Annotated in this window: 23 protein-coding genes; 11 read left to right on the top strand and 12 right to left on the bottom strand. The window is 39.5% G+C overall.

What is annotated here, in order from left to right:
- The first annotated feature begins 18 nt into the window (after positions 1-18).
- The 10 genes from FNH22_RS09865 (at position 19) to FNH22_RS09820 (ending at position 9,025) form a co-directional block, all read left to right on the top strand.
- Positions 19-570 (top strand): DUF5946 family protein, encoded by a 552-nt coding sequence (locus FNH22_RS09865; protein ID WP_143398198.1) that lies wholly within the window; start codon positions 19-21, stop codon positions 568-570.
- Between the two features lie 220 nt (positions 571-790).
- On the top strand, positions 791-1,642 hold the full coding sequence (locus FNH22_RS09860; protein ID WP_143398197.1) for an AraC family transcriptional regulator: 852 nt from the start codon (positions 791-793) through the stop codon (positions 1,640-1,642).
- 122 nt (positions 1,643-1,764) lie between these two features.
- Entirely contained in the window at positions 1,765-2,388 is a 624-nt protein-coding gene (locus FNH22_RS09855) for a bifunctional 2-polyprenyl-6-hydroxyphenol methylase/3-demethylubiquinol 3-O-methyltransferase UbiG (RefSeq protein WP_143398196.1), read from the top strand.
- Between the two features lie 69 nt (positions 2,389-2,457).
- Complete coding sequence (locus FNH22_RS09850; RefSeq protein WP_143398195.1) at positions 2,458-3,621, top strand: retropepsin-like aspartic protease; 1,164 nt, start codon at positions 2,458-2,460, stop codon at positions 3,619-3,621.
- 51 nt (positions 3,622-3,672) lie between these two features.
- Positions 3,673-4,209 (top strand): Crp/Fnr family transcriptional regulator, encoded by a 537-nt coding sequence (locus FNH22_RS09845; protein ID WP_143398194.1) that lies wholly within the window; start codon positions 3,673-3,675, stop codon positions 4,207-4,209.
- Between the two features lie 53 nt (positions 4,210-4,262).
- Positions 4,263-4,808, top strand: a complete 546-nt coding sequence (locus tag FNH22_RS09840; protein WP_143398193.1) for a DinB family protein — start codon at positions 4,263-4,265, stop codon at positions 4,806-4,808.
- A gap of 104 nt (positions 4,809-4,912) precedes the next feature.
- Positions 4,913-5,560, top strand: a complete 648-nt coding sequence (locus FNH22_RS09835; RefSeq protein WP_143398192.1) for an alpha/beta hydrolase — start codon at positions 4,913-4,915, stop codon at positions 5,558-5,560.
- Positions 5,561-5,705: 145 nt separating this feature from the next.
- Complete coding sequence (locus tag FNH22_RS09830; RefSeq protein ID WP_143398191.1) at positions 5,706-6,284, top strand: GNAT family N-acetyltransferase; 579 nt, start codon at positions 5,706-5,708, stop codon at positions 6,282-6,284.
- Between the two features lie 240 nt (positions 6,285-6,524).
- On the top strand, positions 6,525-8,564 hold the full coding sequence (locus FNH22_RS09825) for a S9 family peptidase (protein WP_143398190.1): 2,040 nt from the start codon (positions 6,525-6,527) through the stop codon (positions 8,562-8,564).
- A gap of 164 nt (positions 8,565-8,728) precedes the next feature.
- Positions 8,729-9,025, top strand: coding sequence for a putative quinol monooxygenase (locus tag FNH22_RS09820; RefSeq protein WP_143398189.1), 297 nt, complete (start codon positions 8,729-8,731; stop codon positions 9,023-9,025).
- 63 nt (positions 9,026-9,088) lie between these two features.
- Here FNH22_RS09820 and rplT read toward each other — a convergent pair whose 3' ends face one another.
- The 11 genes from rplT to FNH22_RS09765 form a co-directional block, all read right to left on the bottom strand.
- The gene (gene rplT, locus FNH22_RS09815; protein ID WP_143398188.1) at positions 9,089-9,433 is read right to left on the bottom strand and encodes a 50S ribosomal protein L20; all 345 of its coding nucleotides are present in this window, start codon (positions 9,431-9,433) and stop codon (positions 9,089-9,091) included.
- 114 nt (positions 9,434-9,547) lie between these two features.
- Positions 9,548-9,742 (bottom strand): 50S ribosomal protein L35, encoded by a 195-nt coding sequence (gene rpmI, locus FNH22_RS09810; RefSeq protein WP_143398187.1) that lies wholly within the window; start codon positions 9,740-9,742, stop codon positions 9,548-9,550.
- Positions 9,743-9,770: 28 nt separating this feature from the next.
- A complete protein-coding gene (gene infC / locus FNH22_RS09805; protein WP_143398186.1) occupies positions 9,771-10,289 on the bottom strand; it encodes a translation initiation factor IF-3 in 519 nt (172 codons plus the stop codon).
- A gap of 169 nt (positions 10,290-10,458) precedes the next feature.
- Positions 10,459-12,384: a threonine--tRNA ligase gene (gene thrS, locus FNH22_RS09800; RefSeq protein WP_143398185.1), complete on the bottom strand. Its 1,926-nt coding sequence runs from the start codon at positions 12,382-12,384 to the stop codon at positions 10,459-10,461.
- A gap of 6 nt (positions 12,385-12,390) precedes the next feature.
- Positions 12,391-13,437 carry a lipopolysaccharide assembly protein LapB gene (locus tag FNH22_RS09795; protein WP_185154156.1) on the bottom strand — a complete coding sequence of 349 codons (1,047 nt, stop codon included), beginning with the start codon at positions 13,435-13,437 and terminating at the stop codon, positions 12,391-12,393.
- Positions 13,438-13,702: 265 nt separating this feature from the next.
- Entirely contained in the window at positions 13,703-16,213 is a 2,511-nt protein-coding gene (locus tag FNH22_RS09790; protein WP_143398183.1) for a DUF5686 and carboxypeptidase-like regulatory domain-containing protein, read from the bottom strand.
- 210 nt (positions 16,214-16,423) lie between these two features.
- A complete protein-coding gene (locus FNH22_RS09785; protein WP_143398182.1) occupies positions 16,424-17,107 on the bottom strand; it encodes an RNA methyltransferase in 684 nt (227 codons plus the stop codon).
- A 2-nt stretch (positions 17,108-17,109) separates the two neighbouring features.
- The gene (locus tag FNH22_RS09780; protein WP_370513179.1) at positions 17,110-19,773 is read right to left on the bottom strand and encodes a DNA gyrase/topoisomerase IV subunit A; all 2,664 of its coding nucleotides are present in this window, start codon (positions 19,771-19,773) and stop codon (positions 17,110-17,112) included.
- Positions 19,774-19,781: 8 nt separating this feature from the next.
- Positions 19,782-20,063: a hypothetical protein gene (locus FNH22_RS09775; protein WP_185154155.1), complete on the bottom strand. Its 282-nt coding sequence runs from the start codon at positions 20,061-20,063 to the stop codon at positions 19,782-19,784.
- Positions 20,064-20,196: 133 nt separating this feature from the next.
- Entirely contained in the window at positions 20,197-22,056 is a 1,860-nt protein-coding gene (locus FNH22_RS09770; RefSeq protein ID WP_143398180.1) for a DNA topoisomerase IV subunit B, read from the bottom strand.
- Positions 22,057-22,226: 170 nt separating this feature from the next.
- Entirely contained in the window at positions 22,227-22,667 is a 441-nt protein-coding gene (locus FNH22_RS09765; protein WP_143398179.1) for a hypothetical protein, read from the bottom strand.
- 94 nt (positions 22,668-22,761) lie between these two features.
- On the opposite strand from FNH22_RS09765, the gene FNH22_RS09760 reads away from it, so the two are divergent.
- Positions 22,762-23,133 (top strand): hypothetical protein, encoded by a 372-nt coding sequence (locus FNH22_RS09760; RefSeq protein ID WP_143398178.1) that lies wholly within the window; start codon positions 22,762-22,764, stop codon positions 23,131-23,133.
- On the opposite strand, the gene FNH22_RS09755 is transcribed toward FNH22_RS09760, so the two are convergent.
- Positions 23,134-23,523 carry a hypothetical protein gene (locus FNH22_RS09755; RefSeq protein ID WP_143398177.1) on the bottom strand — a complete coding sequence of 130 codons (390 nt, stop codon included), beginning with the start codon at positions 23,521-23,523 and terminating at the stop codon, positions 23,134-23,136.
- Between the last annotated feature and the right edge of the window lie 10 nt (positions 23,524-23,533).

The following is a 23,533-nucleotide window of genomic DNA, read 5'->3' as shown; positions in this document are numbered from 1 at the left end:
ACAAACCCATAGTATTTCATGCAAAATTACATCGATTTAGCCAGGAAGAATGGGATTACACTTCTTGACACAGGTAGGTGCCAATTCTGTGGGGCCAATACCATAAAAGGAGTACATGAATGTGTTGAGATCTTTAATTTAGGCTTTCAAAGCCTTGACTATTCAAAAGCAGAAAACCATATATATCGCTTTATCAGTGTGGACGCTCATACTTTGCAGCACCCTGAAATTCACGGCAGGTGGAATAACCATTTTCATTTGTTAAGGCTGCACTTGATTTTTAGATACCACATGGCCTGGAACTATGAGCTATCTCCAAAGTTAAGTGATTACTTGAATGCTTATAAAATCGATAAGCAACATGAGTTTTTGACACCCCCGGCCATTTCAAAACGCGGACACATAACAACAACAGACGTACTTAGCCATTCAGAGTCAGCATCAGCGTGTAAAGAAATGATCAAAAAATGGGGGCAGGAAGTCTACCAGTCATGGGGCAATTATCATATATTGGTAGATGAAATAGCAAAGGGGTTTATGGAGAAAACAAAGAGCATCAAAAAGAAGTAAACTTAATGTGCAAGGTTTAGTTATCGGTCAAATTCCTCAAAGGTTAGAACTATTAAGACATTGATGAGTGTTACGAACATTTGAGTCACCAATGGACTATAAGTTCATCTTGCTATCTACAACCATTTCCCGAAAACACTGTTTACGCTAATGGAAAGCTTTTTATAATTCGCAATTTGACATTTTGAGGCAAACCGATAGCAGAAGCAATAAAACTAAAATGGAGCATATTCCAATAAGGAATATAGATGCAACACAAGGAAAATCATTTTTTTTCAAAAGCTTTAGCATACGGGATGTTCAGGGTCTACTTGCCGAAAAAGACATGATCCAGGAGCTTCACAGGCATGATTTCTTTTATGTACTGGCTTTGAAAAAAGGAACTGGTGATCACGAAATAGACTTTACATCGTACAAAGTTTGCGACCATTCTGTTTTCTTCATGCGCCCCGGGCAGGTTCACCAACTCACGCTAAAAGCAGGAAGTACAGGATACTTGATGCAATTTAAAACTGATTTCTATTATTCCTATGACACGCTCTCCAACCAGTTATTACGCAAAGCAAGTAATTTGAATCTTTATCAATCCGAAGTCAACCGGTTCGAAAAATTACTTTCTATTTTGACATATATTTTCCAGGAATACACTGACAAACAAGAAGGGTATAAGGAGGTCATCAAAGCGAACCTGGGTATTTTCCTTGTTGAACTTATCCGGCAGAACAGCGACAACCCCTCAAATAGTGTTAATTCATACGAACAAGAACGACTTGAGGAATTTTCAGAGCTTTTGGAGACCCATATTTCCAGCCATAAGCAGGTATCTCAATATGCCGGTATGTTGAACCTTTCCTCCTATCAGCTCAATGCAATCACGAAAGCAACACGAGGTAAAACGTGCTCAGAATTGATCAATGAATATATAATTTTGGAATCTAAAAGATATCTTCTTGCCACCACAAACCAGGTAAATCAAATAGCTTACCACCTGGGATATGAAGATGTCTCCTACTTCATCCGGTTCTTCAAAAAACATACCGGCTATTCGCCCGAAGCATTCAGACATAAATAACTACGGGTAAGTCCTGTGAAATTACATTATTGTCCTATCCGGCAGGCTGCTCTGACAATTATTTTTGCCGGCTCACAAAACGTTGTAATCAAATTATTAACAGAAGTTTAAACAGAACCAATATGAAACAGAAATGGGATGAAAGATATAAAGATCGAGAATTTGCATATGGTAAAGAACCTAACGTGTTTTTTGAAAAGTGGCTCACGAAATTTGAGGCTGGATCTATATTAATGCCAGCGGATGGAGAAGGACGTAATGGCGTATTTGCCGCACGCCTCGGATGGAAAGTAACCTCGCTTGACCTAAGTGCAGAAGGACAGTCAAAAGCATTACAGCTTGCCCGGGAAAACCAGGTTACACTTGAGTATATTGTTGGAGATCTTGAAAAACTTACTTTTGAAAAAGAAACATTCGACGCCATTGGGCTTGTCTACGCTCATTTTTCTGCTAATAGAAAGTCGATGTTTCACGAGCAGTTAAATGACTATCTCAAACCGGGTGGTATCGTTATTTTAGAGGCTTTCAGCAAAAATCACTTACACTACAACAAGCTTGATCCTAAGGTGGGAGGCCCAAAGGACATTGATATGCTTTATTCAAAAGCTGAATTGATGGCCGATTTTGGCAATTATGAAATGTTGATGTTAGAAGAGGAAGAAATTCTTTTAAATGAAGGAAAATACCATATTGGCAGGGGTTCTGTCATTAGATTTGTAGGTAGAAAAGCTCATAACAACTTGTAAAAGAGCATTAAGCATTCTCTATATTTGACCTCTGAATAGAGCAAAACTTTAACTATACTTAAAGTATCCATGAAATCCTTTTTTATACATACATTACTTTTTACTGTCTCTGTTTTAAGTCTTAACGCACAGATAGCAGAGTTGCCTTTCGAGATACACCAGGATCATCTGTTCATAAAGGTTAAAGACGGTAATGGGGTGGAAAGGGATTTCATGTTTGATACAGGGGCAGAACCTTCCTTGTTTGATGCCGGGCTGGCAAAAAAAACAGGCATGAAAGTCGATGGAAAAATTGAAGTAACCGGCGCGGATGCTAAGAGATCATTAGAATATGTTTCTAATCAAAGCCTGACCGTTGCCGACAACTTTACACTTAAAAATCTTCACTTTATTTTGTCTGATCTGTCAGCTTTTGAAAAAAAATTTGATGGGGCAATAGGCTATGATCTACTTGAAAAATACGTAACAAAAATAGATTACATCCATCAGAAACTATCATTCTACAAAAAGATAAAAGACATTGACATATCTGACTACCAGGCCATCCCGTTTAAGTTTGACAACGATACCAATATTCCACAATTTGAGATATCCATTGTTCTAAAAAACAACGAGACCTTAACTACCCGGGTACTTTTTGATTCTGGTGCGGGTCTGACTTTAAGAGTTGGAAAACAATTTGCCACAACAAACGACTTGTTTGAAAAATTCGGAAAGACAATCACGCTGAGTGGCAGAGGCCTGCACACCAGCTCTGAGTACAAACAGGCGGTTATTCAATCGATCAAAATCGGCACTTCTTCTTTAGGTGAAATGGCTGCCCAGGTTTCAATGAGTGATTCCGGAGTTTTTGGAAACGGGACCCATTTAGGCATCTTAGGTAATGTCATCATCTCCAGGTTTGATGTAATATTAGATTACAGAAAAAAAATGCTATACCTAAAAGCAAATTCTAACTTCGAAAATGCATTTGAATTTTCCAGGAGTGGGATCGAACTGAAAAAAGACAATGATGAAGTTACGGTAAGCAATATTGCCATTGAATCTGCCGCTTACAATTTGGGACTAAGAAAAGGAGATAAGATTATATCTATCAACAAAGACAACTCCAAAGACATAAAGGTATATCGCAGGATGTTGGAAGAGGAAGGCAAGAAGGTAGAGATCATTTTTTTCCACCAAGAAGAAGGTGCAATAAAACAAGTTGATTTCCTCCTGGAGCAATTGTTATAACTTTTATATAACAAAAGACATAATTAGGTGTATCTACCTGCAGGCAAAAAAATGGATCCTATTTCAATCCTGATCGAGGAAATAAGCAACCAACGCTTATGGTATAAAGAATTCGTGCTGAACAGGAATGACTATTTAAAAACAAAAGGCAGCATTGACACCGACTTCTACCTGGTGGTAAATGGTAGCTTAAGGATTTTTATTGTGGATGAATTTGAGGAACAAACCATTCGGTTCGGCTATAAAAACAATCTTATTGCAGCGCTGGATTCATTTATACATGAAAGGCCATCTGACTTCTATATTCAAGCCATAAAGAAAACCAGGTTAAAAGCCGTCAAAAAAACGGAACTTATGAGCTGGGTTGTGTCTTCTCCTGAAAACACAGGAATATGGTACACGATCCTGGAAAATTTTATCTTACAACAAATGGAAAGAGAAAGGGACATTTTAACGACTTCTCCTTCAGAAAGATATAACAGGGTTTTAAAGCGTAGCCCTCAACTTTTCCAGGAAATACCAAACAAATATATCGCCTCGTATTTAAGAATGACACCGGAAACACTTTCAAGGATTAAAAAATCTTAATTTCAATCAATGTTTTAACACAACAAAATAGAGAGGTTTGTAGTAAAAAGAGAATGAATATTGCATCAAAAGATCTGCTGCAGGACCTGGTAAAAAGAACACAAAATAACCTGAAAGAAGCAGAGAAGTTCAATGAGCTATCCATCGAAATGCTGAATGGGCGAAATGCCCCGGGGAGTTGGAGTATTTTAGAATGTCTTGAACACTTAAATTTATACGGGGATTTTTACCTTCCTGAAATTGAAAATAGAATGTCAGCGTCAAATAAGGAAGGTACGCCTATTTTTAAATCAGGTTTTCTGGGGAATTATTTCGCTAAAAGCATGCTACCCAAAGAAAAGCTGAATAAAATGACGACGTTCAAAGATAAGGACCCCATTAACAAAACGTTGGATAAAAAATGTATTGACCGGTTTATCAGACAACAAAAGAAGACCTTAGAATTATTAGACATAGCCGGAAACAAAGATTTAAGTAAGGTTAAAACTTCTATAAGTATTTCGAAGTGGATGAAATTGAAATTAGGAGATACTTTTAGGGTACTTATTTATCATAATGAAAGACATGTGGTACAAGCCAACAAAATCGCCCATAGGTAATAAGGGCCATATTATTTGTGCTTAGCAAAGAGCTTACCCTACTCCTTTCAATCTTATGCCGGCATAGTCGAAACATTACTTCTTATTAAAACCCCGATCAAAAATTGAAAGTGTATGCAATAGGCGGACTTGGAGTAGATGAGAGGGTTTTCTCGGAGTTAAATCCTAATTTCGAACTGACGCCTCTTTCGTGGATCCGACCAGCATCAAATGAACCGCTACAAGATTATGCGCGAAGGTTTTCTATCCAAATTGATCAAAATGAACCGTTCTCAATCATTGGCATCTCCTTTGGAGGAATGTTGGCCATTGAATTGAACAAAATTCTTCAGCCTAAGAAAATCATTTTAATTTCATCGGCTTCCAGCAAATCTGACATTCCCGTTGCATTCAGAATATTTGGGCATGCTGGATTGCTGAATCTAATACCAAATTTCTTGATGAAGCCACCATTTTTTGTGACCCGCTGGTTATTCGGAGTACATGAGCCCAGGTACCAAAGTATTCTCAGGAAAATTATAGCGGATACTGACGTAGATTTTCTCAGATGGGCGCTAAAGGGAATTACAAAATGGAATAATGTGGAAATACCTGGTAACATGATCAGAATTCATGGATCGTCAGATCGGCTTTTGGGATGTTCAAAAAATGAAAGTGCCTTTATCATAAAAAAAGCCGGGCATTTCATGGTAATGAACAGGTCAGAAGAATTAAGTCAAATTTTGAATGAGTTGATAGGAACCGAGAAATAATAAATATACAAAGTGTCTATATCTGAATGCTTTTAGCCAGTGTAGCCTGTCCTCAAAACGGGCCTTTTTAAGCGGAAGACACTTTAGTTTTTGTAATTTAAGGTTTAGAGATAAACTATCGTTGACAGTGATTAGAGAATCGTAAATGGCACCAAAAACAATACTTGAAACAGAAAGGCTTTCCCTTCGTGAATTTGAAATAAGCGATGCTGATTTTATTTTAAAATTGGTCAACACACCCGATTGGCTCAAATTTATTGGAGATAAGGGCGTTAAGAGTGTTGACAGTGCTGAAAATTATTTAAAAAATGGCCCAATAAAAAGTTATAAGGAACACGGATATGGTCTTTGGTTAGTTCAATTAAAGGATCCCGGCACACCCATTGGAATGTGTGGCCTGGTAAATAGAGCTACACTGGAAAACATTGATATTGGGTTTGCCATGCTTCCCGAATATTCAGGATTAGGTTATGGGTTTGAAATGGCAAACGCAACCTTGACTTATGCCAAGAATAGCCTGGGTATACATAAGGTTGTGGCTATCACTGATCCTAATAATATTGCTTCAATCAAGCTTTTGAATAAGATAGGGCTTCATTTTGAAAAGACATTAAATCTATCAGAAAACGATAGTGTGTTGCTTTTTTCTCCATTAAGTAATACAAAAGACAGGAAGGATATTGACAAGTTAACCACTGTTTTTTTGACCTTTTCACTAATGTAAACTGTGTTATTGATGACCAAAAAATAAAAGAGTTATTTATTTCCGACGGAATGATAATAAGCAATACAAATGAAGTAGATTTTGAATCAAAGGGCGTAAAAAAGGTCTAATTTATCAAAGTCAACAAAGGATAGAAAATATCTTCTTTAGCCTGGACTAATGAAAAGCAGAACCTTCACCAGTACCTAAGGGATAAATTGTACTAAAAAACCATACACCAAACGTTAAACCATTAACCTGATGAAAAGAGCATTTCTAATCACATTAATTTCAGGCCTTACAAGCATGTCAAATGCCCAGGCTCTAAAAGCGCCCTCATTTGAAGAAGTGATCTCACTACAGTCTGTGTCTAATGCTGTCATATCACCTGATGGCAATCATGTAGTGTTTGAGTCACAATCGGTAGATTGGAAAGAAAACCGATATGATAGAGAACTATGGCTTTCAAAAAATGGAGCAACTCCATTTCAGCTCACAAATAATCTTAATCATAGCAGTAATCACCCAAAGTGGTCTCCCGACGGTCAATGGATAGCTTTTTTGTCAAAACGAGGAGAGAAAACACAACTGCAAGTGATCCGTTTAGTCGGGGGAGAGTCTTTTCAGATCACTAACACTGAAAACAATATCTTCGACTTTGAATGGTCACCGGATGGTAAGAAAATAGCTTTTCTCCAATCTGAAGATAAATCCAAAGAAGAAAAAAAACGAAAAGAGAAATATGGTGGCTTTGCTGTTGAAGACGCAGAATATAGCTTAAACCAAATCTGGATCACAGATTTCAATCCATCACGATTGAATGAGATGCCGTTGCCTGAACAGATTAAAGACTCCGTCTACACCCGGAAGCTAAAACCGAAACTATTACTCGATAGTGTCAACTTTTCTGTAAATAGTTTCAAATGGTCACCCAACGGAAAAAAATTAGCTATTGAACATCAACCTAACCCTCTAAGAAATACCTTTTTTAAAGCAGATATTTCCATTTATGATATCGCTTCTAAAAGCTATGAAATTTTGGTTAACAATATGAGTTATGATGGTTTGGTGGATTGGTCTCCGGATGGAAGGTCGATCCTGTATCAAACAAGTCTTAACGATAGTACTTCCAATTATTACCTGAATGGAAAGCTGTTTAGAATTAACGTGGACGGTTCTGACAATCAGCAATTGGCTAAAGACTTTGATGAGGACCTGTTTCGCCTGCAGTGGAACAAAAACGGAATATTTGCTTTGTCCTGGCAAAAGACTGTCAGGCAAATGATAAGAATAGATCCAAAAAAAGGCAATGCCACCATACTCTCCAACGGCCTTGAAAGGGTATGGAATTTTTCTTTCTCAAAAGATGGCAAAAAACTGGCATATACAGGAGTAAACGACGATGACTTAACGGAAGTGTATGTTGGTGGCTATCCATTAAACGTTCCAAAACCATTAACTCAGTCAACCAGACAAATTCAGCATTGGTTAGTGGCCAAAAGTGAGGTTATTTCATGGGAAAGTGAGGATGGCACGGCCATAGAGGGCGTCCTGCATAAACCCCAGAATTACGATCCTAACAAAAAGTATCCGCTTATGGTGATCATCCATGGTGGACCAACAGGTATATCCACACCCGGTGCAACACCTTCTTATGTGTATCCGATGCTCCAATGGCTTAACAAAGGCGCCTTAATATTAAGACCAAATTATAGAGGTTCAGCGGGTTACGGCGAAAAATTCAGGTCATTAAATGTCAAGAATTTAGGTGTGGGAGATTCCTGGGATGTATTATCCGGGGTGAAATATTTAGAGGATAAAGGCATCATTGACGGCGATAAAGTAGCTTCAATGGGATGGAGTCAGGGAGGATACATATCCGCTTTTTTGACCACTAACTCAAAAAAGTTCAAAGCCATTTCTGTGGGTGCAGGGATTTCAAACTGGATGACCTATTATGTCAATACGGATATCCACCCGTTTACCCGGCAGTATTTAAAAGCTACTCCCTGGTCAGACAAGAAAGTATATGAAAAGACTTCACCGATGACAAATATAAATAGTGCTTCCACTCCTACATTGATACAACATGGCGAATTTGATAAAAGGGTCCCTCCTGCTAATGCATATGAGTTGTTTCAAGGCCTTCAGGATGTAGGCGTAGATACAAAGTTAATTATTTACAAAGGGTTTGGGCACGGAATTAATAAACCAAAGGAAAGGCTGGCAGCTATGTGGCATAACTGGCAGTGGTTTGGTAAATATATTTGGAACGAAAAGATTGAGATACCAACGAAATAAAAATCATTGGGGCAATTTTATTTGAAACACTATAGACTATGTTTCCTGGATATAAGCAGGCAGATCAATAGTTTCTAAACCACCTTAGCCTGGATATGCGCAGTGAGTTTTAAGTAAAAGCTGATCCTATAAATATAGTACACTTAAAGATCGAAAATCAAATCATGAGCAATCAAAAATTAACCATTGTAGCCAAAATTTTAGCAAAAGATGAAAAACGAGACCTGGTCAAACAAGAGTTATTAAAACTTATTGACACTACCCGGTCAGAGCAAGGTTGCATTAACTATGACCTGCACCAGGATAACGAAAACCAAAACCTCCTTTTGTTTTATGAAAACTGGACCAGTCGTGAACTATGGAAAAAACATGTAAATAACTCTCATTTGGCTAATTACGCCAAAGCTACTGATGGAGCAATAGAGGAATTCACACTAAACGAAATGGCCATTATTGGTTGAATTTTAAAAAACAAAACCCCGGCCTTTCGGCCGGGGTTTACACTACAGATCTTTAGTGATTACTTACTTTACTTTTTTCACGATAGCTTCAAAGGCCTCGGGGTGGTTCATGGCGAGATCGGCCAGTACCTTTCTATTCAAATCTACGTTTGCTTTCTTAAGGTTACCCATCAGCTGAGAGTAAGACATTCCATGCATACGAGCACCGGCATTAATTCTTTGGATCCAAAGTTTTCTGAAATCTCTCTTTTTGGCTTTTCTATCGCGATATGCGTAAGTCCATCCTTTTTCGACAGCATTTTTAGCTACTGTCCATACATTTTTTCTTCTACCCCAGTATCCTTTGGCTACTTTGAGGATTTTTTTTCTACGAGCCTTTGAGGCTACATGATTGACTGATCTTGGCATTTTAATTTTTGTTTTTGATCACAGGCGAGTTGAATTCAACTTCTTTTGGGCCATATGATCGGGTGATACAATTAAACCTGGCTGTCTTTTCAGACAGCATTAATACATCTTCTACTAGATGTTAAGCATTGCTTTCACATTAGGTTCATCAGCTTTGTTAACTAACCCAGTGTGTGTCAGAGCTCTCTTCTGCTTTGTTCCCTTTTTGGTAAGAATGTGGCTTTTGAAAGCATGCTTTCGCTTAATCTTACCTGTCCCGGTTAACTTAAACCTTTTCTTGGCCCCGGATTTCGTCTTTACTTTTGGCATTACTATATAATTTGATCGATCTGTATTCTTACTTTTTCTTAAGTGCCTTAGGAGAGATGAACATGATCATACGTTTCCCTTCCAGCTTAGGCAACTGCTCTACCTTGCCATAGTCTTCCAAAGACTGAGCAAATTTCAATAATAGGATCTCTCCTCTCTCTTTAAAAACTATCGTCCTTCCTACAAAATGAACATAGGCTTTCACTTTAGACCCATCTTCCAAAAAGCTAATCGCATGTTTCAATTTAAAATTAAAATCATGTTCTTCGGTATTAGGGCCAAACCGGATCTCTTTGATCACCGTTTTTTGAGCTTTGGCCTTAATCTCCTTCTGTTTTTTCTTTTGATCGTACTTAAACTTAGAGTAATCAATGATCTTACAAACCGGAGGATCAGCTTTAGGAGATATTTCTACGAGATCGAGATTTTTCTCTTTAGCCATCTGTATGGCTTTATCCGTAGGATACACGTCAACGGGTACATTCTCACCCACAAGCCTCACACGATCAGCTGTGATCTTTTCATTGACTTTGTAAGGCTCTTCCACTCTACCGCGAAAGCCCCTTCTCTGATATGGTCGTTTACTAATTTTTACCTCCTAAGTTTAATTATAAAAAAACAGTTCCCGTCTGCTTCCGCCAACAGGGATGCAAATATCCATATATATTTTCGATTTATCAAAACCAAAAAGGCTTATAAAAAGGAAAGAAATAACTTCACAATACTATTTCCGCTCTGAATTTTTCTACAAATTCTGTTAGCGCGAGGCTTCCCTGGTCTCCCTGACCATGCTTCCGTACCGCTACTTTTTCCTCACTTTCCTCTTTTTCTCCCACTATGAGCATGTAAGGCACTTTTTGCACTTCAGCATCTCTGATCTTACGTCCGATTTTTTCATCACGATTGTCCAGAAAACCTCTGATATCCTGCTCACTCAACGTTGTAAGCACTTGCTGAGCATAATCATGATATTTCTCAGAAATGGGAAGCACCGCAATCTGCTCAGGTGCTAACCATAATGGGAAGTTACCGGCACAGTGTTCTATCAATACCGCTACAAAACGTTCCATAGAACCAAATGGCGCACGGTGGATCATCACTGGTCGATGTCGCTGATTGTCAGAGCCAATGTATTCGAGTTGAAAACGTTCTGGCAAGGTATAATCCACCTGAATTGTGCCTAACTGCCAGCTACGGCCCAACGCATCTTTCACCATAAAGTCCAGCTTAGGGCCATAAAATGCTGCTTCTCCCACCTCTGTTACAGTGATCAAACCACATTCATCTGCCGCTTCCTGGATCTGACGCTCAGCTTTTTCCCATAGTGCATCATCTCCAATGTACTTAGACTTATTTTCAGGGTCACGTAAAGATACTTGGGCGGTATAATTGTCAAACCCGAGAGCTTTAAAAGTGTATAATACTAAGTTTATAACTTTGATAAACTCCTCTTTTACCTGCTCAGGGCGACAGAAAATATGTGCATCATCCTGGGTAAAACCTCTTACCCTGGTCAATCCATGGAGTTCACCGCTTTGCTCATAGCGATAAACGGTACCAAACTCCGCATACCGTATCGGTAAGTCTTTATAGGACCGGGGTTTTGACTTGTATATTTCACAATGATGAGGGCAGTTCATAGGTTTTAATAAGAACTCTTCCCCCTCATGTGGCGTGTTAATGGGTTTAAAAGAATCTTCACCATACTTTTCATAATGCCCTGAGGTAACATAAAGTGCTTTACTTCCTATATGCGGTGTCACCACAGGATCGTACCCGGCTTTTATCTGGGCCCGGCGCATAAAGTTTTCCAGTCTTTCACGAAGAATAGTGCCTTTGGGTAGCCACAATGGCAAACCCATGCCTACTTTTTCTGAAAAAGTGAACAGTTCTAACTCTTTTCCTAACTTACGATGGTCACGCTTTTTGGCCTCTTCAAGCAGTTCAAGGTATTCTGTTAACTCTTTTTGTTTCGGGAACGAAACGCCATAGATACGAGTCAACTGCTTTCTCTTTTCATCACCACGCCAGTATGCTCCCGCTACGTTCATCAATTTGATGGCTTTGATAAAACCAGTGTGCGGAATATGTGGGCCCCGACAGAGGTCGGTAAAGTTTCCCTGCTCATAAAATGTGATCTGTCCGTCTTCCAGGCCTTCCAGTAGCTCCAGCTTGTACTCATCCCCTTTACCATTGTAGTAATCGACTGCTTCTGCTTTGCCGATGTCCTTTCTCACAAACTGACTTTTACCTCGAGCCAGTTCGAGCATTTTTTTCTCTACCTGCTCCAGATCATCTTCACCAAACTCCTGATCTCCAAGGTCTATATCATAATAAAACCCGTTATCTATAGGTGGACCTATGCCAAATTTTACACCGGGATATAAAGCTTCAAGCGCTTCTGCGAGCACGTGAGCTGAAGAATGCCAGAATGTGGACTTTCCGTCATCATCATTCCAGGTCAGTAATTGTACCGTCGCATCCTCCTGTATCGGACGATTTGAGTCCCACACTTCTCCATTTACTCTTGCGGAAAGTACATTACGTGCCAGTCCTTCACTAATGCTTAATGCTATTTCATGACTGGTAACACCTGGTTCATATTCCCTTACAGAACCGTCTGGTAAGGTGATCTTGATCATTTATTCTTAATTTTCTATTCCTTTTCTATTCAAAGATGGCGGTGGATTATTGACAACCGAATCCAACGCCCGGCGTCTTTGTTCCTGACGCTGCAAATATGATACTTTTCTCCTTAACTTATCCAGCTCGGTGGTCGCTAAATTGTGAGTAGAATCCTTTTCCAGTATTTGTGAATAAAGTAATATAGCTTCGCTGTAGTCACGCACCTCGTTTTTGGCCCTGGCTTTCAGCAATAATACTTCCTCATAATAATGATCATTCAATAAAGGTTGATCAAGAGTAAGCAACGTGGAGTCAAAATGTCCCATACGATAAAAGATGGTGGCCAGGTCCAGGTAAGACTTATGTTCGGGTTGAAGTGCTGCGATATTTTTGTATAACTGAAGCGCACTGTCATATGATTGCCTGGCGGATAACAGCTCACCTTTTTTCCTCAGAAATAAAAGATTACCATTTTCGAGTGCCAATGCAATGTCCAGTTCCTCTTCTGCAGTTTTTAGATCACCCTGAGCTTCGTAAATATCCGCCAGTCCGGAATGGGCTGAAATATTATCAGCATTGCGTAAAATAGCCTGTTTAAATTGGTTTATCGCCAATGTGGTGTCGCCCAGTTCGAGGTAAGCTTTGCCGGCTAACACATGGCTTAGATCTCTATCATCAATTCTCAGCAGTCTGTCTACAGCATTACGTGCCATATCAGGGCGGTCCATCTTTAAATAGTTTTGTGCCAGCAAACGATAGAGGTCCCTATTTTTATCTCCTGCTGCTTCGGCTTTCAGTAACCATTCAATTGCCTCCTGTGCATTGCCCAGGTCAGTCAGGATATCGCCTTTTGTCAAAAAGTATTTAGGATCAGCATATTCAATCTGAATGGCACGATCTATGGCCTGTAGCGCTTTTTCAGGGTTTTGGTTTTCTTTCTGAAGCATCGCTATACGAAAATAGGCCTTGCTATTCGAGGGGTCAGATTTCACGACGTCACCCAGGTATTCCATCACCAACCGGATATTTTCGGTTGATACATCCTCTATGGAATCATTTGAACGTGGCACACACTGCATCATTACTGTCACCATCAGAATGACTATACTAATTCTACAAAAATACATGTCAGTAAATCTAAGCACTAGATCTTTTATAGCGTCCTACAAAGTTAATATATTAAGTCCATGTGCTTTATAAAGCAGGTGAGGTTGATACACGATATGCGGATAGCTTGGCAAAACAAAAGTAGAGCAGATGGATTGTAAGAAGAAAAATGCCTTGAGAATTATTATACTCTCATAGAAATCCAGGTAAAATGGATCATTGAATAGATTACAAGATAAACTGAAAGCTAACCTTAACTCCAAATTTATCTACATCCGGCTTGTCCAGGTAGTTCAGACGATGGATGAAATCAACACGGATCACTTTCAGGATATTCTCTATACCATACCCTACCTCAACATATGGTTCATTACCAAGGCCACTTATTGGCTCTACCTCCCGGCCCTCACCATCAAACTCCGGTATCAGAGCACGATTTTCACTGGAGAGGTCCCCATATAAAACATTGGCAGAAGCCAATAGTCTCCATTTTAATTTTTTCATCAGCGGGATTCTATTCAATAGAAATCCCTGAAAAAAGTGATTGTATCTGAGTGAAGCATAGCTATCGCTGGCAAACTCGGAAAAATTCATGAGATTAAAAGCTGCTGTAGTATAAAAGACGGATTCATTACCAATATGAGCTTTCAACAACGGATAAGGAAGCGTTTCAAAAATATGTTCGGCAGTAATGGAAAAGTTAGAGGTCCCGAAAAAGCCCATTTTCAATCCTTTTTCTATGTTGAATGTGATTTTATTATAATCAAAATCACCACCAAATACGCCTTTTAGCCCTCGCGTATACCTGAGTGTAAATATTGGCCACTTCAATGTTCCGATACTCAGGCGTTGATTATCGTTTTGCACAAAGACTTCATCCTTAGCGTACCTGGCTTCCAATATCAGTTCTGAAGTTTTAAACGTATTGGCCAGAGGTGGAGACGGATCGTTAGCTTCCAGATCCGTTATATAGGCAAAATTATACCCAACGGCCGGGTTAAAATCCCGGTATCGAAAAAGGGCTTTTTGCGTAAAACCTTTAAAGAGTTCTCTTTGTACCGTGAATTTACCTTGTTTATAATAATACGGTCTTATAAGATCACCAAAGCGCGTGGCAGCCAAAAAAACACTATTACCAATCAGGTCTTCCGCTGCCAGTCCCACCTGATCAATATCGCGCCCAAACTCTGCCCTAACAGTGGTCCATCGGTTACGGTCTAAAATACGTTCTGCAAAGCCATGATACTTTATCTTGGTATCTTTCATTCCGTAAGCCATGCGACCTCCAAATATCCATTTATTACTAAAATCAATATTCGTACGAAAACCAAGCTGAAAGCGGTTTCCCTCAATACTGTTATTAGCATATACGCCCAAATAAGGACCAATGTCAACTTTTCCAACTTTCTTGTAACCATTGATGGCTATCTTTAGGATCTCTGTATATGTTTTTACAACCGGAATGTTTTTCAGGGTATCAATCATTTGATAAACACTCAACTCTGTTAAACTCAGGGGTTCGTGTCGATGCCCATCCCAGTATTCGTCCGTATTACCTATCTTAAAATCTTCTGCCACTTGTATGGGCATCGCATAAAATTTCAGATCACGTGGTTTATTCACCACAATCTTTTTGTTACTGGTATAGAATTTAGCCAGCACTCCCGCCATGTTGTTGGTTACTTCACCAATGTCTAAGAGTACGCGATTTTTGGTAGGGATCCATGGACCAGCCGAACTTGGTTCCAAAGCCTGTTGTATTTTTATCTTTTCAACATAGTTCAGGTTCGCTGATGGAGAAACGGTGGCATCAATTTGTTTCAGTGCATATTCATTTTTGGTGATCCACATGCTTCCCTTAAAGGCGAGATCCTGCTCACTTTTGGGAAAAAAATCTAATCGATAGCAATAGTGGCCTTCTATCTCTGCACTGTCTATCAGGTCGTATTCGTAATATACCTTCCATGAGTCCGCAATAGGTGAGACAAACTCTTTGCCTACAATATTGAGCCAGTTTTGATAAAAATTGTATTCCTGGAAAGAGGATCCTATAAATTGTGAAACCAGTGACCCGTCCCCTACTCCCACACCTGTTATCTTAGATTTAAGGATCTTTTCATGCTGAAGTTTGGGTTCATTGCGGTAATAATACTCTGATAGTGATTCTGAAATAAACACGGGTAATATCGGCCTGCCGTCTTCACCAGCCAGACGTTCTACACTGTCCATTACCTGGGTGATCTTCTTGACGATCTTCTTTTTCTTAAAATTGTCTGTGATGTTATCTACGTCAACTTCAATCTTTGTATAGGTTTCATATTGATAAGCCTCGAGAGATCTTTTGTTATTCTTCTTTTTATTATCAACAACATCCCGCATTATTTCAAATGCCGGATTTTCACCCGCTACAAATACGATTTCCTGCAGGTTAATGACATTCTCAAAAAGTTGAAAATCTATGACCTGTGTCTGTCCTTTTCTGACAGGTTTCGAACGGGTAATATATCCTACATATGACGCTGTCATAGAATCGGTGGGGCTATCCGTCTCTAATTGATATACCCCTTCAAAGTTTGTGCTTGTACCTATGGATGTACCCTGGAAAACAATATTGGCAAAAGGAACAGGGTCACCTGAATTAGCATCTATTACTTTCCCCTTAATAATTGTTTTTTGAGCCCAGGAGCTCAAACTCAACACTATCAAAGACAATATCAGAGGGGTAACTTTTTTTAACACTAATCTTTTAGATTAAATTGAAAACATCTATTAGCTATAAAGTATCTCTAAGATCAAAAGGGTTTCTTTTTATTCAAAAAACTTTACAATTAAACGCGCGAAGCGATAGGAAGTTTTCAATGAATAGCAGCAAATGAAAAGGCTGAAATGTTTTATAAATCATTGTATTGAAGGCGTAAAAAAATAGTCTGCTGCTTACAACGTGTTATTTCACAAATATTTCCCGGACCCAAAAAATTCTTTTTCCATTATATCTGAGTTACGCACTATCCGTTTAAACCATTTTAACCTAAGCGTCTGTTTTTCATTCTCCGATAACCTCCAATGCAAATTGGAAGAAAAAAGTTTCCGTGCGAGTAAATTAATGGAAAGGGCAGCGCTTACAGAAATGTTGAAACTCTCAGTGAAGCCATACATCGGGATGGTTACGAGTTTATCACAATATTTTTTACCCATATCAGACAAACCCTCTTTTTCTGTGCCAAATACCAGTGCGGTAGGTTGTTCGAATTGAAAATCATGGATATTTGGCGCCATTGGGTCAGGTACAGTACCTACTAATTGGTAACCCTTCTCCCTAAGCGTGGAAAAGCATGTTTCAGAATTATGCTCTTCCTCCATATATTGAATCACATCTACCCATTGAGAAGCTCCATGAACTACCCTGGGATTTAGTTCATAATGATGTTTGTTCTCTATAACATGAAGGTCCTGGATACCGAAGCAATCACAAGATCGTACCACTGCACTGGTATTCTGCGAATGATAAACATCTTCCAACACCACCGTCAGGTAGCGTGTCCGGTGTTCTAAAACCCGTTCTATAGCCTGCTTTTTACCTTCCGTAACGTATTGCGACAGAAACTCAAAAAAACCGGACTGATCACCACACATGATCAAAAATCCAACTCGATGGTTTGGCCGGCTCCATAACCGTTGTCTTCTTTAGTATCCGTAGACGAGTTATCAGCCGCTTTATCTTTTTGCTCGCCCGAAGCTGCTTCAGCATCGTCAGGGGCTTCCGGAGAGGTTACTACGGTTTTATCCTCTACTATCGGCTCCTCACCACCTATGAAATTCACTTTTTTTACATTGTGAACAGAAAGCTTATTCCCTAAGGCCTTCCACCCTTTTACATCTATTAGGTCATCAAGTATCAACTCTTCGGTAAACTTCTCCTTACTTTTCCCTTTGGTATAGTCAATAGCTACAGTAGCTTTTGAGAGAGTGGTAGCCACTAATAACTTTGAGCCTGGTGATTCACTGATAAACCCAAAGCGTTTGTCTATGGTGGTAGTTTCTATAGAAAATCGTTTCACGTAATAGTTTTTGTTTTCCCCATCGTAATGCACCGCCGAAACAACTTTTTCCGGACTGAAACGCTCAATACCTGCGATCTTTTGATGTTCATAGCGATTCGTCATTTCATAAGAAGTAAGCTCATAGGAACCTTCTTTATAGAGCACAAGGATTTTATCCTCGCCATTAAATTTTCCTATAAACTGACCTCTACCGTCTTTGTTCAGCCGGCCCACCGAATCATCATACCAAATGTCCAGCCCACTCAGTGTTGAAACTCCTTCCGTCTTTAACTCCACTTTTCGTAAAGGGTAGCGGGTCAGGATATTTCCACCTGCACCACGACCTTTTATGTCAATTTCTGCAAAATCGAAGTCAAACACTTTTTTACGTGCCGAGGCACCTGCAGTAAGTTTAACAGTCACAACTTCCGCCTCTCCATTCGGATTGGCTGTCAGATAATGTACTTTAGAGCCTTTAGCGCCCTTGGTCAGATCATACTCCTTATCACGTGTAATAGCTGTCACATTGAACCTCTTCACCATAGAGCGGCCGGTTTTAGCGTCCAGATAGATCAGGTTAAAGGTCATGCGTTCATCGCCCTTCTTCCAAACTCCTACGTACAATATATCTTTCCCCATGAATACCTTGTTGGCTATACGGGATACCATCATTTTTCCGTCTTGACGTATAACGATGATGTCGTCAATATCCGAGCATTCACAGACAAATTCGTCCTTTTTAAGTCCATACCCCACAAAACCATCGGCTCGATTGGCATAGAGCTTCTGATTATTGGCAGCTACAATAGTAGTATCAATACTATCAAAGGATTTAATGATGGTCTTTCTTTCCCTTCCCTTACCGTATTTTTCCAGGAGGTTAGTAAAGTAGTTGATGGCAAATTCAGTGATATGTGCAAGGTTGTATTCTGTCTGTTTAAGTTCTTCTTCCAGCCTTTTCAACAGCTCGTCCGCTTTAAAAGAATCGAATCGGGATATCCGTTTGATCTTAATCTCAGTAAGCCTGATAATATCTTCTTCTGTGATCTCCCTGTAAAATTGCGGTTTAAAAGGATCTAACCCTTTATCAATGGTTTCAATGACAGCCTCCCAGGTCTCACACTCTTCTATGTCTCTGTATATCCTGTTTTCAATGAATATTCGTTCCAATGAAGAAAACAGTATTTTCTCCATGAGTTCATGTCGTTTGATCTCCAGCTCGCGGGTAAGCAGTGTCACTGTTTGATCAGTATTGATCTTGAGGATTTCATTAACAGGCATGAAATGGGGCTTCTCATCAATGATCACACAGGCATTAGGTGAAATGGATACCTCACAGTCTGTAAATGCGTAAAGTGCATCGATGGTAATATCCGGTGATTGCCCGGGTGCCAACGATATCAATATCTCAACATCCTTGGCAGTGTTATCTACCACCTGCTTGATCTTGATCTTACCTTTGTCATTTGCCTTGATGATGGAATCAATGACACTGGTAGTGGTAGTAGCAAATGGGATGTCCTTCACTACCAGCGTTTTTTTATCGTACTCTTCTATTCTGGCCCTTACTTTTACCTTACCTCCCCGCAATCCCTGGTTATATTCAGAAAAATCGGCAGTACCCCCGGTAGGAAAATCAGGAAATATTTTCGGCTTCTTTCCTTTAAGAATATCAATGGAGGCTTTGATCAGTTCACAGAAATTGTGTGGTAATATCTTGGTAGAAAGCCCGACAGCAATTCCTTCTACACCCTGGGCGATCACCAATGGAAATTTAACCGGCAGGGTTACCGGTTCCTTTTTTCTTCCATCATATGATAATTGCCAGTCGGTAGTTTGAGGGTTATAAACCACATCGAGCGCAAATTTTGATAAACGTGCTTCGATGTAACGCGGAGCAGCAGCACTGTCACCGGTACGGATATCCCCCCAGTTTCCCTGGGTTTCGATGAGTAAGTCTTTCTGACCAATATTTACAATAGCGTCTCCAATAGAGGCGTCTCCATGCGGATGGTACTGCATGGTGCTTCCGATAACGTTAGCCACCTTATTGAACCGCCCATCATCCATTTCCTTCAATGCGTGCATGATCCGGCGCTGAACAGGTTTAAACCCATCCTCAATGGCTGGTACAGCACGTTCCAGTATCACATATGAAGCGTAGTCCAGAAACCAGTTTTGGTACATCCCTGAAACGGGAAGCACGTCATGAATAATATCTTCTCCTTCCGGGTGTTGTCCGTTATCGCTTTCTTCCATATCGTTATTCATAAGCCGAAATAATTAAAGTATATTTTACTGTACATGATACCCCATGTGATGGATAACAGGTTACCCAGTAAATAAAAATCGTTCGATATTTTGTCCTCCTCTTTGATCGTTGTGGCAATTTTCAATGCAGCAAAGAATGTAAGGGATTGAGGCAGGTCATTGGCTAGTGCAAAGGTAAAAAAAGCTCTTCCCGCCAGCCCCTTAGCAAAAGTGGTCTTATTGATTTTATTATTGCCATTATTGGTAGTTAACCTGGCAATTAAATTAAATACGATCATTGCGCTGCCTCACTCCCTGAAATGATCAATGCAAATAAAAGCAGGTCATCCATTAATCAATGTTTGAATTAGTGTCTTAGAAGTGTTAAACTAATAAAAATGCAAAATAAACACTATTGCAATAAAGCCGCAATCAAACCTCCTCTTCTACCAAATCCTTTTCCACTCGCAGGTTTTCAACAATAAATTCTTGCCGATCCGGAGTATTTTTCCCCATATAAAAAGTCAGTAACTTCTTGATTGTCGTTTCTTTCTGAAGTATGATAGGCTCTAACCTGATATCACCTCCTATAAAATTTCCAAATTCTTCCGGGGATATCTCTCCCAGTCCTTTAAAACGCGTTATCTCTGGCTTACTTCCCAGCTTATCGATCGCCACCTTTTTCTCTTCGTCTGAATAGCAGTAAATGGTCTCTTTCTTATTTCTCACTCTGAAAAGAGGTGTTTCCAGGATATAAATATGCCCATGCCTTACCAGGTCAGGGAAAAATTGCAGAAAGAAGGTCAGTAAAAGTAACCGTATATGCATTCCATCCACATCAGCATCCGTAGCTATGATTATTTTCCGGTAGCGCAGCCCTTCAATACCATCTTCTATATTCAACGCATGTTGCAGCAGGTTAAATTCTTCGTTTTCGTAAACTACTTTTTTGGTAAGGTTAAAACAGTTGAGCGGTTTTCCTCTCAAACTAAATACCGCCTGTGTTTGAACATCCCTGGATTTTGTTATCGAGCCACTGGCGGAATCACCCTCTGTGATAAATATCATAGTATCATCCCGACGGTCTTTCTTTATTTCATTATAATGAATACGGCAGTCTCTTAATTTTTTATTGTGCAGGTTCGCTTTTTTAGCCCGGTCATTCGCCAGTTTTTTAATTCCTGCTATTTCTTTTCGCTCTCTTTCAGACTGTAATATACGCTTGAGCAATGCATCAGCAGCCTGCGTATTTCTGTGCAGGTAGTTATCAAGTTCCTTTTTGACAAAATCATTGACAAATGTACGCATAGTAGGCCCGTTCGGAGCTACATTTTGCGAACCTAACTTTGTTTTGGTTTGTGACTCAAAAACCGGCTCCTGCACACGTACGGCTATCGCACCTACCACACTTGCCCGTACATCAGTAGCCTCAAAATCTTTTTTATAAAAATCACGCACAGTCCGTACTACAGCTTCACGGAAAGCCGCGAGATGTGTTCCTCCCTGGGTAGTGTACTGCCCGTTAACAAATGAATAATACTCTTCCCCATACTGACTTCCATGGCTCAACGCCATTTCTATGTCATCGCCTTTCAAATGTATGATAGGATACCTGAGGCTTTCTACATCTGTTTTTCTTTCCAACAGGTCTTTCAACCCATTTTCAGAATGGAACTTTTGTCCATTGAAATTAATGGTAAGGCCGGCATTGAGAAAAACGTAATTCCAGATAAGGTCATTGAGGTAATCCGGTATAAAGTGAAAATTCTTAAATACTGATTCATCCGGTTCAAAAGCGATGAGTGTACCATTTCTGCCACTTGATTTAATCACTTTCGCATCATTCGTTACTTCACCTCGTTGAAATTCCGCCAATTTGGTTTCACCCTCACGAAAGGATTGTACTTTAAAATAATTGGACAGCGCATTGACTGCCTTGGTACCTACACCGTTAAGACCAACCGATTTCTGAAATGCCCCGGAATCATATTTACCTCCCGTATTGATCTTAGAAACACAGTCGATCACTTTACCTAATGGAATTCCCCGGCCATAATCACGTATTTCCACCCGGTGGTCGGAGATCTTGACATCAATGGTTTTTCCGTATCCCATCATATGCTCATCGATACAATTATCAATGACCTCTTTTACCAACACATAAATACCATCATCCTGCGCAGAACCGTCCCCTAGTTTTCCTATGTACATTCCTGGTCTTAGCCTGATATGCTCTTTCCAGTCCAGGGACTTTATACTGTCTTCATTATATATTACATTATCAGCTGCCATAAATCTCACTCATTTTAAACACCGTCACGCGGCGAATAAACACGAATTTTCAAACTAATTCAAGCGATTAAAAGAATAGAATCAATTAAATGCTTATAGTTTTTAATCATCTATAAGTATTTAATTATCAGATTATTAATAACTTATGATTATCTCTATAAATAGAAAAGTCAAATAGATTTTCTTTGTCTGATCACTAATATGGGCAGTGCAAATACCCATAGCACTATCAAGCTCAACGAAATGATGATCAGGAAACCAAAGTTGTCATAATTGAAGTGTTCGCCACTGTTTAACAGGAATATGAAATTAACTCCAATAATATAAAATACATTCAATACGATAGCAAAACTCAGCTGCCAGTTCACCAGCAAGGTATTCATCTCCTCATTCCTGTATTTCATATTTTTGGTAAGTGCGTAAAAGGAAAAATTACACACCGTCAATATGCCCAAGGCAATATAAAAAAAGGATTCTCTATCTGTAAACATAGTTTCAGCCTCAGCCCCATATACTACCTGCTGGGAAAGTCCGGCGTAGACATAAAGCAGCGCGGCCAAACCGGCGAATAAAGAAATGAACCAAAAGAATTTTATAAATCTACCTATCATAAGTTCTTTAATTGGGCGCGAAGTTAGAACTTTCTTTATTAAACTGAATTCAATTAATTAGGTTTGTTAAGGCAGAACAAATCATAGATAAAAATTGAAAAAATACATTTGGCAGCTCGGCTTACTTTTAATGGTGGCATGCAATAATTCAACACAACTGACAGGTATAGACAGGGAGCGCTGGGCCGAAGACCCGAATGGTTGTAAAGGTTTACGAATGGAAATGTACGATGACCTGAAAAAAAACCTGGAAAATATCAAAGGATCAACACAAACCGAATTGGTGGAATTACTTGGCAAACCTGATATGAATGAATTATATAAACGTAGTCAGAAATTTTTCATTTATCATTTGAGTCCGCACAAAAGCTGTAACTCTGATACAACGTTTACGGACAACGTATACCTCAGTATTCGCTTTAATGCGATGGGTTTGGCAAAGGAAGTGCTGATCTACAACGAATGATTAGCGACTACTCCCCCATCCCGATATTTTCATATCCATCCATAACGAATCTTGTTTCCCAGAAATGTAGAAGTGATAGCGCTTGCCATGTGACTGTCTGCTGTAATATTCGAACGCTCCGATCAGATCATTGCCTTCAAATACCAGGAAGTAATTCAAGCCAGGACCGCTGATGGCATGGAGCTTTTGCGTTCCGATATGATAAACAGTCAGAGTATCCGTTTTGTCCCACGTGGTGTGTTTAATGGTAATATCATTGGCAAATACATTACCCTGTGTGGTCACCTCAATTCTTTCAGGAAATAAAAAGGTAATGATCCGGTCTTTTGAAAGCCAAATGAGTCCAAAAAACACGGTGCAAATACCAAAAACCCATAGAACAGCGCGCATCTTTTCCCAA

Origin of the sequence: Fulvivirga sp. M361 (genome assembly GCF_007097395.1) — a bacterium.
Classification (GTDB): Bacteria; Bacteroidota; Bacteroidia; order Cytophagales; family Cyclobacteriaceae; genus Fulvivirga.
This window is presented reverse-complemented; position numbering and strand designations above follow the sequence as displayed.

Bases quoted from the DNA above. Each gene is read 5' to 3' on its own strand.
- FNH22_RS09865 (WP_143398198.1), top strand. From the start codon at position 19: ATGCAAAATTACATCGATTTAGCCAGGAAGAATGGGATTACACTTCTT.
- FNH22_RS09860 (WP_143398197.1), top strand. From the start codon at position 791: ATGGAGCATATTCCAATAAGGAATATAGATGCAACACAAGGAAAATCA.
- FNH22_RS09855 (WP_143398196.1), top strand. From the start codon at position 1,765: ATGAAACAGAAATGGGATGAAAGATATAAAGATCGAGAATTTGCATAT.
- FNH22_RS09850 (WP_143398195.1), top strand. From the start codon at position 2,458: ATGAAATCCTTTTTTATACATACATTACTTTTTACTGTCTCTGTTTTA.
- FNH22_RS09845 (WP_143398194.1), top strand. From the start codon at position 3,673: ATGGATCCTATTTCAATCCTGATCGAGGAAATAAGCAACCAACGCTTA.
- FNH22_RS09840 (WP_143398193.1), top strand. From the start codon at position 4,263: ATGAATATTGCATCAAAAGATCTGCTGCAGGACCTGGTAAAAAGAACA.
- FNH22_RS09830 (WP_143398191.1), top strand. From the start codon at position 5,706: ATGGCACCAAAAACAATACTTGAAACAGAAAGGCTTTCCCTTCGTGAA.
- FNH22_RS09825 (WP_143398190.1), top strand. From the start codon at position 6,525: ATGAAAAGAGCATTTCTAATCACATTAATTTCAGGCCTTACAAGCATG.
- FNH22_RS09820 (WP_143398189.1), top strand. From the start codon at position 8,729: ATGAGCAATCAAAAATTAACCATTGTAGCCAAAATTTTAGCAAAAGAT.
- rplT (WP_143398188.1), bottom strand. From the start codon at position 9,433: ATGCCAAGATCAGTCAATCATGTAGCCTCAAAGGCTCGTAGAAAAAAA.
- rpmI (WP_143398187.1), bottom strand. From the start codon at position 9,742: ATGCCAAAAGTAAAGACGAAATCCGGGGCCAAGAAAAGGTTTAAGTTA.
- thrS (WP_143398185.1), bottom strand. From the start codon at position 12,384: ATGATCAAGATCACCTTACCAGACGGTTCTGTAAGGGAATATGAACCA.
- FNH22_RS09785 (WP_143398182.1), bottom strand. From the start codon at position 17,107: ATGTGTGGTGATCAGTCCGGTTTTTTTGAGTTTCTGTCGCAATACGTT.
- FNH22_RS09780 (WP_370513179.1), bottom strand. From the start codon at position 19,773: ATGGAAGAAAGCGATAACGGACAACACCCGGAAGGAGAAGATATTATT.
- FNH22_RS09775 (WP_185154155.1), bottom strand. From the start codon at position 20,063: ATGATCGTATTTAATTTAATTGCCAGGTTAACTACCAATAATGGCAAT.
- FNH22_RS09770 (WP_143398180.1), bottom strand. From the start codon at position 22,056: ATGGCAGCTGATAATGTAATATATAATGAAGACAGTATAAAGTCCCTG.
- FNH22_RS09765 (WP_143398179.1), bottom strand. From the start codon at position 22,667: ATGATAGGTAGATTTATAAAATTCTTTTGGTTCATTTCTTTATTCGCC.
- FNH22_RS09755 (WP_143398177.1), bottom strand. From the start codon at position 23,523: ATGCGCGCTGTTCTATGGGTTTTTGGTATTTGCACCGTGTTTTTTGGA.